This window comes from Mesorhizobium sp. M1307 (assembly GCF_040318155.1).
In the GTDB taxonomy this organism is placed as follows: domain Bacteria; phylum Pseudomonadota; class Alphaproteobacteria; order Rhizobiales; family Rhizobiaceae; genus Mesorhizobium.
This window is the reverse complement of sequence record NZ_JAMYLR010000022.1, coordinates 56,997-69,247: the sequence shown is the minus strand read 5'-3', so window position 1 is coordinate 69,247 and position 12,251 is coordinate 56,997. Positions and strand designations below refer to the sequence as shown.

Annotated in this window: 14 protein-coding genes; 12 read left to right on the top strand and 2 right to left on the bottom strand. The window is 61.6% G+C overall.

Features of this window, described 5'->3' with window-relative positions; translation table 11 throughout:
* Positions 1 to 82: 82 nt before the first annotated feature.
* Positions 83 to 781: a cobalamin B12-binding domain-containing protein gene (locus NKH16_RS22120; RefSeq protein WP_023676506.1), complete on the top strand. Its 699-nt coding sequence runs from the start codon at positions 83 to 85 to the stop codon at positions 779 to 781.
* 81 nt (positions 782 to 862) lie between these two features.
* On the opposite strand, the gene NKH16_RS22115 is transcribed toward NKH16_RS22120, so the two are convergent.
* Positions 863 to 1,003 carry an entericidin A/B family lipoprotein gene (locus NKH16_RS22115; RefSeq protein WP_023676507.1) on the bottom strand — a complete coding sequence of 47 codons (141 nt, stop codon included), beginning with the start codon at positions 1,001 to 1,003 and terminating at the stop codon, positions 863 to 865.
* 64 nt (positions 1,004 to 1,067) lie between these two features.
* On the opposite strand from NKH16_RS22115, the gene NKH16_RS22110 reads away from it, so the two are divergent.
* On the top strand, positions 1,068 to 1,697 hold the full coding sequence (locus NKH16_RS22110) for a DUF1638 domain-containing protein (protein WP_352742275.1): 630 nt from the start codon (positions 1,068 to 1,070) through the stop codon (positions 1,695 to 1,697).
* Between the two features lie 8 nt (positions 1,698 to 1,705).
* Here the strand turns inward: NKH16_RS22110 and NKH16_RS22105 are convergent, their stop codons facing one another.
* Complete coding sequence (locus tag NKH16_RS22105; protein ID WP_352742276.1) at positions 1,706 to 2,632, bottom strand: NAD-dependent epimerase/dehydratase family protein; 927 nt, start codon at positions 2,630 to 2,632, stop codon at positions 1,706 to 1,708.
* Between the two features lie 121 nt (positions 2,633 to 2,753).
* On the opposite strand from NKH16_RS22105, the gene NKH16_RS22100 reads away from it, so the two are divergent.
* From NKH16_RS22100 to NKH16_RS22055, 10 genes are all read left to right on the top strand, one after another.
* Positions 2,754 to 3,329 carry a DUF4893 domain-containing protein gene (locus NKH16_RS22100; RefSeq protein WP_352742278.1) on the top strand — a complete coding sequence of 192 codons (576 nt, stop codon included), beginning with the start codon at positions 2,754 to 2,756 and terminating at the stop codon, positions 3,327 to 3,329.
* A 79-nt stretch (positions 3,330 to 3,408) separates the two neighbouring features.
* The gene (locus NKH16_RS22095) at positions 3,409 to 4,191 is read left to right on the top strand and encodes a formyl transferase (protein ID WP_352452103.1); all 783 of its coding nucleotides are present in this window, start codon (positions 3,409 to 3,411) and stop codon (positions 4,189 to 4,191) included.
* A gap of 43 nt (positions 4,192 to 4,234) precedes the next feature.
* The gene (locus NKH16_RS22090) at positions 4,235 to 5,146 is read left to right on the top strand and encodes a fatty acid desaturase (RefSeq protein ID WP_352707865.1); all 912 of its coding nucleotides are present in this window, start codon (positions 4,235 to 4,237) and stop codon (positions 5,144 to 5,146) included.
* Between the two features lie 235 nt (positions 5,147 to 5,381).
* Positions 5,382 to 5,684, top strand: a complete 303-nt coding sequence (locus tag NKH16_RS22085; RefSeq protein ID WP_352452105.1) for a virulence factor — start codon at positions 5,382 to 5,384, stop codon at positions 5,682 to 5,684.
* Positions 5,677 to 6,300, top strand: a complete 624-nt coding sequence (locus tag NKH16_RS22080; protein ID WP_352707864.1) for a methylenetetrahydrofolate reductase C-terminal domain-containing protein — start codon at positions 5,677 to 5,679, stop codon at positions 6,298 to 6,300. Before NKH16_RS22085 ends, NKH16_RS22080 begins: the two co-directional genes overlap by 8 nt.
* On the top strand, positions 6,297 to 7,388 hold the full coding sequence (locus tag NKH16_RS22075; RefSeq protein WP_023676515.1) for a methylenetetrahydrofolate reductase: 1,092 nt from the start codon (positions 6,297 to 6,299) through the stop codon (positions 7,386 to 7,388). Before NKH16_RS22080 ends, NKH16_RS22075 begins: the two co-directional genes overlap by 4 nt.
* 80 nt (positions 7,389 to 7,468) lie before the next feature.
* Positions 7,469 to 8,443 carry a methyltetrahydrofolate cobalamin methyltransferase gene (locus tag NKH16_RS22070; RefSeq protein WP_023676516.1) on the top strand — a complete coding sequence of 325 codons (975 nt, stop codon included), beginning with the start codon at positions 7,469 to 7,471 and terminating at the stop codon, positions 8,441 to 8,443.
* Between the two features lie 113 nt (positions 8,444 to 8,556).
* The gene (locus tag NKH16_RS22065) at positions 8,557 to 10,626 is read left to right on the top strand and encodes an ASKHA domain-containing protein (RefSeq protein WP_023676517.1); all 2,070 of its coding nucleotides are present in this window, start codon (positions 8,557 to 8,559) and stop codon (positions 10,624 to 10,626) included.
* A 186-nt stretch (positions 10,627 to 10,812) separates the two neighbouring features.
* Entirely contained in the window at positions 10,813 to 10,995 is a 183-nt protein-coding gene (locus NKH16_RS22060) for a hypothetical protein (RefSeq protein ID WP_023676518.1), read from the top strand.
* A 268-nt stretch (positions 10,996 to 11,263) separates the two neighbouring features.
* Positions 11,264 to 12,247 carry an alpha/beta hydrolase gene (locus tag NKH16_RS22055; RefSeq protein ID WP_352742280.1) on the top strand — a complete coding sequence of 328 codons (984 nt, stop codon included), beginning with the start codon at positions 11,264 to 11,266 and terminating at the stop codon, positions 12,245 to 12,247.
* Positions 12,248 to 12,251 lie beyond the last annotated feature (4 nt).

The following is a 12,251-nucleotide window of genomic DNA, read 5'->3' as shown; positions in this document are numbered from 1 at the left end:
AACCGGCCCGTGCGGGTTAGGTATTGACGCGATATTTTTAAGCTGCCGCAACAGTTGTAGCCGGCAAGGAGCCTGAGAAAAAATGGCCGACGACGAGATCATCCTTTCGGAACTCTCCGACGACGAGTTGGTGCAGCAGATGCACGACGATCTTTATGACGGGTTGAAGGAAGAAATCGAGGAAGGCACCAATATCCTTCTCGAGCGCGGCTGGGCGCCTTACAAGGTGTTAACCGAGGCTCTGGTCGAGGGCATGCGCATCGTCGGCGAGGACTTCCGCGACGGCATCCTGTTCGTTCCCGAAGTGCTGCTGTCGGCCAACGCGATGAAGGCCGGCATGTTCATCCTGCGTCCGCTGCTTGTCGCCACCGGCGCGCCGAAGCAGGGCAAGATGGTGATCGGCACCGTCAAGGGCGACATCCATGACATCGGCAAGAATCTGGTCGGCATGATGATGGAAGGCGCCGGCTTCGATGTCATCGACCTGGGCATCAACAATGCGGTCGAAAAATATCTCGATGCCATCGAAAAGCACCAGCCCGACATCATCGGCATGTCGGCGCTGCTGACGACGACCATGCCTTACATGAAAGTCGTCATCGATACGATGAAGGAAAAGGGCATTCGCGATGACTATGTCGTGCTGGTCGGCGGCGCACCGCTCAACGAGGAATTCGGCAAAGCCGTCGGCGCCGACGCCTATTGCCGCGACGCCGCGGTGGCGGTCGAGACCGCCAAGGACTTCATGAAGCGCAAGCACAACGTCCGCGCTTCGGCCTGAGCCAATAAGTCCGGCACCAACGAGAAAAGCCGCGCCTTGCAGTGCGGCTTTTTTATTCCCAAATGTTTAGAGCCGTGCGGATCAGGGTTTCTTGACGGTATCGTCAACAGCCTTCGCAGTGGATTTGATATCCTTACCGACGCCGCGCACCGTGTTGGCGCAGGCCGAAACAGCCAAGGCGCAGGCGAGAATAGCGATTGGCGCGACGCGGAACAATTTCATGAATGGTGTCTCCCTCAGGACATAAATTCGCTGGACAGCAACGAAGATGGATTAGACTGGTTCCATGGCTACCGCGCGAAAACAACAATCCGATCAAGGCGACAGGCTGCTCGTCATCGCCTGCGGGATGATTGCGCGCGAAGTTTTGGCGGTCAAGGAGCAGCTCGGGCTCGACCATCTCGACCTGACCTGCCTGCCGGCGGAGTTCCATTTCTATCCGGACCGCATCGCGCCGGCCATGGACAAGGCTATCGAGAAGGCCAAGACCGACGGCTACAGCCACATATTCGTCGGCTATGCCGATTGCGGCACGGGTGGCTTGCTCGATCGGATCTGCGAGAAGCATGGCGTCGAGCGCATGGCCGGGCCGCATTGCTTTGCTTTCTACCAGGGCATGGATGCCTATGCGAAGGTCGCCGATGACGACATGATGTCGTTCTACATGACCGATTTCCTCTGCCGGCAATTCGATGCCTTCTTCATGAAGCCGCTCGGTCTGGACAAGCACCCGGAGCTGATCAAGGACTATTTCGGCAACTACGAGAAGCTGATCTATATCGCTCAGACCGACGACCCGGAACTCGACAAGGTCGCCGAAAAGGCGGCGAAAATGCTCGGCCTCGCCTATGAGCGGCGCTCGACCGGCTATGGTGACCTGACGAAGGAACTGGCCAGCGCTGCAATCCTGGCTTGACGATATTTCTAGGCAAAGCGTTCTTCAGCTTCAAGCCCGGCGAGCACATCTGCAAAGCTCGTCTTGCAGACGAAACCCAGCCGGTCCCTAGCCCGCGACGCATCATAGACCCGGTCGATCGACGAAAACATCGTCCAGCCTTTCTTCGTGTAGAGTGCCGGATAATCCGGAAAATAGCGCGCGACGACCGACGGCGCGTCGGCGATCAAGGCCGCGCAATCTTCGGGCTGGAAAGGCGTCGGTGCCGAGATGATGAAAGTCTCGAAGCCCAATTGCGGCCCTTTCTCCAGGGCAGCGATGTGGGCGTCGGCTGCGTCCTCCACCGTCAGCCGGCGGAACAACAGCTCATTGGCCTTGGTGTTGGCATCCGACTGTTCGATCACGTGCGCCATGTCGTCCGCCTCGGGAAAAAACCGGGCGGTGCGCAACACGATCACCGGCAGGCCGAACTGCAAATGATAGAGCCGGCAGAGCTGTTCGGCTGAAAGCTTGGTGACGCCGTAGATGTTGCGCGGTTCAGGCGACATGTCTTCCGTCAGCCATGCCGCCTTGCGCGCCCCGCCGGTGAAGCCGGTGGTGCGTATGGACTCGGAAATCATCAGCGATGTCGTCGACGTAAACACGAAGCGCTGAACGCCAAAAGCTGCTGCCGCATCGAGCAGGTTGAGCGTGCCGCGCACATTCGTCTCGACGAAATCCTCGTTGCGATGACGTTCGATGTCAGGCTTGTGCAGCGCGCCGCTATGGATGATGGCCTCGATGCGGTTCTCCTCGACCGCCCTCATGACCAGGTCGCGATCGGCGACAGAGCCGACGATTCGCGTTTCCGAGGATGGGACGGGATCGAGGCCGGTGACGTCATGACCAAGAGCCCGCAGCCGCGGCGCCAAGGCGCTGCCCAGCCAACCGGACGATCCCGTCAGCAAGATCCGCATTCTTTCCACCTCGTTTCTGCTGTCGATGCTCAGCCACGGATGACAGAACGCGGCGAAACATTAAGGTATGCGCCAGACAAGAAAACAGCCTGCTCCAGCCATCAAAAGGGAAACGCCACCGATGATCGCTCGCCTCATGTTTGCCGCAGCAACTGTCCTCTGCTTGACGATGCCCGCGTTCGCCGATGGCGAGGTGCAGAAGCTGATAACGGCTGCCGACAAGGCGCGGCTCAACAAATATGGCGAGACGCGCAAGGCAGCGCTTGACGAGGCGAAGGCCGGCGATCCCGCCGAGGTCAAGCAGCTCGACGCCTTGCTGGCAAAGCCGCTGGTTCCCTTCTCTGACAAGGACCTGACCGGCAAATGGCAATGCCGCACCATCAAGGCCGGCGGATTGGGCCCGCTCGTCATCTATGGCTGGTTCAAATGCAAGGTGAGCGACGACGGTTCCGGCTGGAGACTGGAAAAGATCACCGGCTCGCAGCGCACCAAGGGCCGCTTCTTCGACGATGGCGAGAAACGCGCGATCTATCTCGGTTCCTTCCACGTCAACGACGATCCGGCAAAGCCCTACGGCAGCGGGCCGGAAAGCGATCAGGTCGGCTATGCCTTCCGCAACAGCGCCAGTGAATGGCGCATCGAGTTCCGGGCGCCCTATTACGAATCGAAGCTCGATATCCTCGAATTCAAGCGCTGAGCCCCGATCACCAGGGGTTAACCCGGTCAGCCTAGCATTCGCGCGCAAAGAACAGGTTCTTTGCGGGGGGTCGCAGAGCATGGCACTGTCGAAAACAAACCAACGGCCGATCGTCGTCGTCACCGAAGGCGGCCCGCATATCTGGGCGATCGTCAACGCCCTCGCCGATCAACTCGGCCCGGTCAGCGTCATCCTCGAAGCTCCTGAATCCAAAAAGCAATTGCTTCTCGCGCGGGCGCGGCGGCAAGGCTGGACCTCGGCCATCGGTCAACTCGGCACGATGGTGCTGACGCGCCTCGGCAAGCGCTTCTTCGCCGGCCACGCAGCACGGCTTGCCGCCGGGCAGAAGCTGCAAACCGAACCGAAGCCTGGGCAAAAGATCATTTATGTCTCGTCGGCCAACGCGCCGGAGTGCCTGCAGGCGATTGCGGAAATCCAGCCGGGTGTGGTGCTGCTCGCCGGCTGCCGCTTGCTGTCGCTGCAGACGCTGGCGAAAATCCCTTGCCCGGTCCTCAACTACCATGCCGGCATCGCCCCGAAATATCGTGGCATGAACGGCGGCTACTGGGCGCTGGCTTCAGGCGATGCGGAGAACTTCGGCACCACCGTGCATCTGGTCGACGCCGGCGTCGATACTGGCGGCGTGCTGCGGCAGACGCGTGGCAAACCGCAGCCGGGCGACACAATTTCAAGCTACGCGTTGCGGCAGGCGGCCTTCTCGCGCGACATCTGCGTCGAAGCGGTCAGGGATGCGCTGGCTGGCAAGGTCGGCACGGTGGATCCCGGCCTGCCTTCGAAACAATGGTATCATCCGACGGTATGGTTTTATCTCTGGACGGGGATAAGGAACGGCGTCTGGTGACGCGCCGATTTACCGGACAGCCACCCGCCACTAACATTGCATCATGAGCGACATCGACCACCGCACCATCATTGCCGGCCTTTCGGTCGAGGACCGTCGCGACCTCACCGCCAGGCTTGACCGGCCAGGCATTGTCCGGCTGGCGGTCCATGCCGGGCTGGTTATCCTGCTGGGCGCGCTGATCGCCGCCCGCATCCCGTTCTGGCCGCTGCTCGTCTTGCCGCAGGGAGTCCTGATCGTCTTCTTCTTCACGCCGTTGCACGAGACCATCCATGAAACCGCGTTCAGGACGGCGTGGCTCAATCGCGCTGTTGCTGCCGTGGCCGGCTTCCTGATCCTGCTGCCGCCGGCATGGTTCCGCTATTTCCATTTCGCCCATCACCGCCACACGCACGACCGGAGAAACGACCCCGAACTGATGGCGCCGAAGCCGGAGACCGTCAGCCAATATCTGCGCTATCTGTCCGGCAGCCCCTATTGGATCGCCATGGGCCGCGTGATCGTAACCAATGCGGCTGGCCGCAATCGCGACGGCTTCGTGCCGGAAAAGGGCCGCGGCAAGGTGGTTGCCGAAGCACGGCTGTTCCTGATCGGCTATGCGGCATTGCTGGCCGCATCGCTCGCCGCGCAGTCGGCGCTGCTGTTGTGGGTCTGGATCGTGCCGGTGCTGGTCGGACAGCCGTTTTTGCGTGCCTACCTGCTGGCCGAGCACGCGTTGTGCCCGCATGTCGCCAACATGCTCGAGAACACCCGCACCACCTTCACCACAAGGCTGGTGCGCTTCGTGGCTTGGAACATGCCGTACCATTCCGAGCACCATTCCTATCCGGCCGTTCCCTTCCACCGCCTGCCGCGCTTCCATGACATCGTCGCGGAGCATTTGCGCACGACCGAACGAGGTTACGTGCGCTTCCACAGGAAGCTGGTCGGCAGCTACGATGGCCGCGCCGGCTGACCAGTGCTGGAAGAAACTCCGCTTTCAACCGCGGCCGTCGATTGCGTCGCTTTTGAAGGCCCCCGCGTCGTCCCATAACAAGCAGCCCAACAGCGCTTCCGGCAATGCTCGAAACCACTGCATTGGCCAAAAGATCGGAATCGATCTTCGGAGAGCACGATGCAGCGGAGTTAAATGGTAGAGCATCGTTTGTGCGTCCGATTGGACGCACGGCGCTCTGCAGGAGCAGGAAATTATGGCCGATCTGATCGTCGTCTACTGGCGCGACATCCCCGCCCAGGTCATCGTCAAGAAGGGCCGGCAGAACGCCAAGCGCGAACTGCCGCTGCGCTTCACCGAGGCGATCGACATGTGCGCCATGCGCACCGGCGCTGGCGGCACCGACGACTATCTTGCCGAATGGCGCAAGGCAGAACCCCTCCCGGTCAGTGACGATCTTGAAGCCGAGGCCGAGAAGGCTCTTCAGGAACTTGATGCGAAATACGACCGTGAGCGGCTGGTCGCTCTGGTCAAGGCGGGGGGCAAAGAAAATGTCTGATCCCCAATCAATGCCGGCGACGACGGCTCGAGCCGGCGTAACCCAGGCGACCATCGTCAAGAAGGCGGCGCCGAAATCCGACTACAAGCCGGCCGACGTGTCGCCACAGCGGCGTGTGCAGCGCTCTTTCGCGGTGCGCCTTTGGTCTGTGCGGCATTCGCGGCTGCTCGAATGGTTCTACGGCAAATTCGCCGACATGTTCCTGCTCCTCCATCCGCTGTGGAAGGGCATCGGCTACAGCCGTGTCGAAGGGCCCGTGAAATTCGTCGAAAAGCGCGTCAAGGGCTTCATGTTCGACTGCCGCATGTGCGGCCAGTGCATTCTTTCCTCGACCGGCATGTCGTGCCCGATGAACTGCCCCAAGCAATTGCGCAACGGCCCTTGCGGCGGTGTCCGCGCCAACGGCAATTGCGAGGTCGAGCCTGATATGCCTTGCGTCTGGGTCAAAGCTTGGGAAGGCTCGCAGAACATGGCGCATGGCGACAAGATTTTTGACGTGCAGAAGCCGGTGGATCAGTCCTTGCGCGAAACCTCCGCCTGGCTGCGGGTCACCGCGCAGGCCGCGGCCGCCCGCAATGCGGCCCGGAATACTACGAAGACCGGAGCGTCGGCATGATCGGCCGTCAGCCAGACGAGAATCCGGCCGGCATCCATTTGCCGCTCGATCCCCTGCCCGGCCACACCTCGCGCGGCCGGCTGGAACGCGTCCTAAGGCGCGGCGAGTTCGCAGTGACGACCGAGCTCAATCCGCCTGACAGCGCCGATCCGGAAGACGTCTACAACCGCGCCAGGATTTTCGACGGTTGGGTCGACGCCATCAATGCCGTCGACGCTTCCGGCGCCAACTGCCACATGTCGTCGGTCGGCATCTGCGCGCTGCTGACCCGCATGGGCTATGCCCCGATCATGCAGATCGCCTGCCGCGACCGGAACCGCATCGCCATCCAGGGCGACGTGCTTGGGGGTGCTGCGATGGGCGTCGCCAACATGCTCTGCCTGACCGGCGATGGCGTGCAGGCCGGCGACCAGCCCGGCGCCAAGCCGGTGTTCGATCTCGACTGCATGTCGCTGCTCGAAACCTGCCGCGTTATGCGCGATAACGGCAAATTCCTGTCCGGCCGAAAACTCACGACGCCGCCGCAGCTTTTCCTTGGCGCGGCCATCAACCCGTTCGCGCCGCCGATCGATTTCCGGCCCTATCGGCTGGGCAAGAAGATCGCCGCCGGGGCACAATTCGTGCAGAGCCAGTACTGCTTCGACGTACCGATGTTCCGCACCTACATGCAGAAGGTCCGCGATCTCGGCTATACCGAGAAATGTTTCATCCTGTGCGGCGTCGGGCCGCTGGCCTCGGCCAAGACGGCCAAATGGATCCGCTCCAACGTACCGGGCATTCACATTCCCGATCAGATCGTCAAGCGCCTGGAAGGCGCCCAGGATCAGAAGAAGGAAGGCAAGCAGCTCTGCATCGACATCATCAATGAGGTGAAGGAAATTCCCGGTGTATCCGGCGTCCATGTGATGGCCTACCGCCAGGAAGAATACGTCGCCGAGATTGTCGACGAATCCGGCGTGCTGAAGGGTCGCCGGCCGTGGAAACGCGAAATCCGTCGCGACGACCAGCTCGTTGCCGACCGGCTCGACCACATACTGCATGACGACCTCACCGAAACCCAGGTCGACATGGTCAAGACCGCGCATTGACAGCGCGAATCGTCAGCATTCGCTTGATCAGAAACAGATAACGATATAAAGAACTCTTTATATCACGATGGAGAGATTTCATGACCCGCACCATCGTCGCCTCGGCGACACGAGAAATCATCATCGGCTTCGATCAGCCCTTCTGCGTGATCGGCGAGCGCATCAACCCGACCGGCCGTAAGAAACTGGCCGCCGAAATGATCGCCGGCAATTTTGAGACCGTCATCAAGGATGCGCTGGAGCAGGCCGCCTGTGGGGCGACCATGCTCGACGTCAATGCCGGCGTCACTGCAGTCGATCCCAACGCCACCGAGCCGGCGCTGCTGGTGCAGACGCTGGAGATCGTGCAAGGCCTGGTCGACCTGCCGTTGTCGATCGACTCCTCCGTGACTGCGGCAATCGAAGCGGCGCTGAAGGTCGCCAAGGGCCGGCCGCTGGTCAATTCCGTCACCGGCGAGGAGGAAAAGCTCGAAGCCATCCTGCCGTTGATCAAGAAATACAACGTTCCCGTCGTCGCCATTTCCAACGACGAGACCGGTATTTCGATGGACCCCGATGTGCGCTTCGCCGTCGCCAAGAAGATCGTTCAGCGCTGTGCCGACTTCGGCATTCCGGCGCATGATGTGGTCGTCGACCCGCTGGTCATGCCGATCGGCGCGCTGGGCGATGCCGGCCGCCAGGTATTTGCCCTGCTACGCCGGCTGCGCGAGGAGCTCAAGGTCAACACCACCTGCGGCCTCTCCAACATCTCGTTCGGCCTGCCGCACCGTCATGGCATCAACGCCGCCTTCATCCCGATGGTGATCGGCGCCGGCATGACCTCGGCGATCATGAACCCGGTGCGGCCGCAGGAAATGGAAGCGGTGCGCGGCGCCAACGTGCTGAACGGCACCGACGAGAACTGCACCAACTGGATCAGGACCTACAAGGACTACAAGCCTGCTGAAGGCGGCCAGGCCGTTGCCGCCCGGACGCAGGTCAACGCGCCGGGCGATGGCAATGGCAATGGCGGACGCAGGCGCGGCGGCCGCGAAGCGCGTATGGCCCGGGGTTGAGCCAGGTCTTGGCCGACACGATATGGGGCCCAGGACTTGGGAGGAACCGAGACACAGCGGCATCGCTGCCGTGGCCAAGACCCGAGCTGCGTAGAAAGTAAAGTCTGGAACGTATGAACTCTCCCGTCAACATCACCGATCCGCTCGTGCTGTTCATGCCGTCGGGCAAGCGCGGGCGGTTTCCGGTCGGCACGCCGGTTCTGGATGCAGCGCGCCAGCTCGGTGTCTATGTCGAGAGCGTGTGCGGCGGGCGCGCCACTTGCGGGCGTTGCCAGATCGAGGTGCAGGAAGGCAATTTCGCCAAGCACAAGATCGTTTCCTCCAACGATCACCTCTCGCCCAAGGGTGCCAAGGAAGAGCGCTACGAGCGCGTACGCGGCCTGCCCGAGCGCCGCCGGCTGTCCTGCTCGGCGCAAATTCTCGGCGATCTCGTCGTTGACGTGCCGCAGGACACCGTCATCAACGCGCAGACCATCCGCAAGGACGCCGACACCAGGGTCATCGCACGAGATGCGGCAATCCGCATGTGCTATGTCGAGATCGAAGAACCCGACATGCACAAGCCGCTCGGCGACCTCGACCGTCTGAAGATCGCGCTGATGAAGGACTGGGGCCTCAAGAGCCTCGATTTCGATTTCCATCTGTTGCCGCAGGTGCAAGGCATTTTGCGCAAAGGCAACTGGACCGCGACCGCCGCCATCCACAAGGACACCGACAGCGAGACCGCACGGGTCATCGCTTTGTGGCCCGGCCTCAAGAACGAGGCGTACGGACTTGCTTGCGATATCGGCTCGACCACGATCGCCATGCATCTGGTGTCGTTGCTGTCGGGCCGCGTCGCCGCCTCGTCGGGCACATCCAATCCACAGATCCGCTTCGGCGAGGATCTGATGAGCCGTGTCTCGTACGTGATGATGAACCCGGACGGCCGCGAAGGCATGACGGTCGCCGTGCGCGAGGCCATTTCGGGGCTTGTGGACAAAGTCTGCACCGAAGGCAACGTCCAACGCAACGACATCCTGGATTCCGTGTTCGTCGGCAATCCGATCATGCACCATCTGTTCCTCGGCATCGATCCGACCGAGCTCGGCGGCGCCCCCTTCGCGCTAGCCGTCTCCGGCGCCGTGCACATCAAGGCATCGGATATCGGTTTGAAGCTCAACCAGGGCGCCAGGCTCTATATGCTTCCTTGCATTGCCGGCCATGTCGGCGCGGACGCTGCCGCAGTGACGCTGTCGGAAGGGCCGCACCGCCAGGACGAGATGATGCTGATCGTCGATGTCGGCACCAATGCCGAGATCGTGCTCGGCAATCGCCAGCGGGTCGTGGCGGCCTCATCGCCAACTGGCCCGGCCTTCGAAGGTGCGGAAATCTCCGGTGGCCAGCGCGCCGCACCGGGTGCCATCGAGCGCGTCCGCATCGATCCTGAAACGCTGGAACCGAAATACCGCGTCATCGGCTCGGAACTCTGGTCCGACGAGCCGGGCTTCCTCGACAGCGTGCAGGCGACCGGCGTCACCGGTATTTGCGGCTCCGGCATCATCGAGGTGGTCGCCGAGATGTATCTCGCCGGCATCATCTCCGAGGACGGCGTCGTCGATGGATCGCTGAGCGGCCACTCGCCTCGCGTCGTCGCCAATGGCCGCACCTTCTCCTATGTGCTGAAGGAAGGCGAGCCCAAGATCACCATCACCCAGACTGATGTGCGCGCTATCCAGCTTGCCAAGGCCGCCCTTTATGCCGGCACCAAGCTTTTGATGGAAAAGCAGCACACCGATCATGTCGACCGCATCCACTTCGCCGGCGCATTCGGCTCGTTCATCGACCCGAAATACGCAATGGTACTGGGCCTGATTCCGGATTGCGACCTCGACAAGGTCTCGGCCGTTGGCAATGCGGCCGGCGCCGGCGCCCGCATGGCGCTGTTGAACCGTGGCTATCGCCGCGAGATCGAGGAAACCGTTAGCAAGATCGAGAAGATCGAGACGGCGCTGGAGCCGAAATTCCAGGAACATTTCGTTTATGCCATGGCGCTCCCGAACAAGATCGACCCGTTTCCCAAGCTGTCGGCGGCGGTGAAACTGCCGCCGCGCAAGACGGTGAGCGAAGACGGCATTGCCGGCGACGCTGCCCCGCGGCGGCGTTCGCGCGAAGGCCACGCCGCGCGGCGCGGGCGGGGATGACTCGCCTCCGCTAGGCTGTCAGACCTTCCATTTTCATTTGTATGCAAATGTTTCCAGATCGCGCCGATCTGGAAACGAAATCGCGTTTTCGTGAAATTCGCCAGATACATAGGCGGAGCATTTAACCGGCATCGAACGGCAGGCGGAAACAGTTTTCGGCCACCGCAACGCTCCAAGGAGATCAAGATGTCGATGTTCGAAAGCCTCGGCCGCTATGGTGCGGCCTTCAAGAAAACACGCGAAGCGCGCAAGTCGCTGCGCATCCTCAACAGCTTGCCGCCTGAGATCCAAAAGGACATTGGCTGGCCGGTGTCGCCGCGTTCGAGCGAAAGGCAGCTTTCGGTCGGATGGGGCATGCAGCGCGGATGAAATTCATCGACAAATGCAAGCTGCTCGGTATTCGCCGGAGCCGCAATGCGGCTCCGGCTGCACCCAGCAATTGGCTGCGCGCCGCGTTGCTGCCGCGGCGTTGAGCTGCGCCGGTAGGCCAGAGACTTCATGGCCGGACGTTTTGTCGACAGCTGGGATCAAACGACCGTGTTGAGATTGCATCAATCTTGACTTTTTTGGTGGCGACACAATCTTCGAAATAGTCGGGGGTTCTCTTAGTCGGCTCAGCCGAAGTCCGTGTATCTGCATGCCCAGTCTCAAAAGCCACGTCGTGTCGTTCGTCCTCAGGTACAGCCGCAAGAAGGCGTTTTCTAGCCCCGAGAACCTGCAGCGCTGGATCGCCTATGCGCGCAAGACGGAAAACCATCAGCCGCCTGCGTCGCTGCGGTCACGCCTGGAGATCACAACCCGCACGATCAACGGCTTTCCCGTCTACGAGATCGCTCCCCAGGCTGGTGAGCGGAGGCGGATTCTCTACCTGCACGGCGGCGCTTATGTCTTTGAAATCACACCCTATCATTGGCGGCTGATCGCCGACATGGCCGACCGCCTCGGGTTCGGTATCACCGTGCCGATCTATCCCATTGCTCCCGAACACGATTTTCACGCCATGTTCGGCATGGTCGGCGCCGTCTACCGCCAGATGTTCGGCGAAACCAGCGCGACTGATATCATCTTCATGGGCGATTCCGCCGGCGGAAACATGGCCGTCGTGCTGACGATGATGGCTGCGCAAAATGGCCTGCCCTTGCCATCACGCCACGTGCTGATTTCGCCCGGTCTCGACGTGTCGCTCGCCAACCCAGAAATGTATGAGGCCGAACGCAACGATCCGTGGCTGGGCATTGCCGGCGGCCGCGAGGCGATCCGACTTTACAGCGCCGGCATAGATCCCACCGACTGGCGCATCAGCCCGGTTTACGGCGACCTGTCGGTGCTGCCCAAAACGCTGCTGCTGACCGGTTCACGCGATCTGCTCACCCCCGACAATCTGATCTTCGCGGAAAAGGCACGCGCGGCCGGCGTCGAAATTGAGGTCGTCCACGAGCAAGGCATGTTCCATGTCTGGCCGTTGATCGACATGCCGGAGGCGCGACGCGCGCGGGACAGCATAGTGGCCTTCTTGACCAACAAAACTGACAGTTATCATGCCAAGGCAGGAGAGTTGTCGCTGCAAAGGGCAGACCGCGACGGAACCCCTCGCGATCTGGTTGCGCCGCTCAGGTCGTAGTTTG

Bases quoted from the DNA above. Each gene is read 5' to 3' on its own strand.
- NKH16_RS22085 (WP_352452105.1), top strand. From the start codon at position 5,382: ATGGCCGATCTGATCGTCGTCTACTGGCGCGACATCCCCGCCCAGGTC.
- NKH16_RS22080 (WP_352707864.1), top strand. From the start codon at position 5,677: ATGTCTGATCCCCAATCAATGCCGGCGACGACGGCTCGAGCCGGCGTA.
- NKH16_RS22060 (WP_023676518.1), top strand. From the start codon at position 10,813: ATGTCGATGTTCGAAAGCCTCGGCCGCTATGGTGCGGCCTTCAAGAAA.
- NKH16_RS22095 (WP_352452103.1), top strand. From the start codon at position 3,409: ATGGCACTGTCGAAAACAAACCAACGGCCGATCGTCGTCGTCACCGAA.
- NKH16_RS22065 (WP_023676517.1), top strand. From the start codon at position 8,557: ATGAACTCTCCCGTCAACATCACCGATCCGCTCGTGCTGTTCATGCCG.
- NKH16_RS22100 (WP_352742278.1), top strand. From the start codon at position 2,754: ATGATCGCTCGCCTCATGTTTGCCGCAGCAACTGTCCTCTGCTTGACG.
- NKH16_RS22070 (WP_023676516.1), top strand. From the start codon at position 7,469: ATGACCCGCACCATCGTCGCCTCGGCGACACGAGAAATCATCATCGGC.
- NKH16_RS22055 (WP_352742280.1), top strand. From the start codon at position 11,264: ATGCCCAGTCTCAAAAGCCACGTCGTGTCGTTCGTCCTCAGGTACAGC.
- NKH16_RS22110 (WP_352742275.1), top strand. From the start codon at position 1,068: ATGGCTACCGCGCGAAAACAACAATCCGATCAAGGCGACAGGCTGCTC.
- NKH16_RS22090 (WP_352707865.1), top strand. From the start codon at position 4,235: ATGAGCGACATCGACCACCGCACCATCATTGCCGGCCTTTCGGTCGAG.
- NKH16_RS22075 (WP_023676515.1), top strand. From the start codon at position 6,297: ATGATCGGCCGTCAGCCAGACGAGAATCCGGCCGGCATCCATTTGCCG.
- NKH16_RS22105 (WP_352742276.1), bottom strand. From the start codon at position 2,632: ATGCGGATCTTGCTGACGGGATCGTCCGGTTGGCTGGGCAGCGCCTTG.
- NKH16_RS22120 (WP_023676506.1), top strand. From the start codon at position 83: ATGGCCGACGACGAGATCATCCTTTCGGAACTCTCCGACGACGAGTTG.
- NKH16_RS22115 (WP_023676507.1), bottom strand. From the start codon at position 1,003: ATGAAATTGTTCCGCGTCGCGCCAATCGCTATTCTCGCCTGCGCCTTG.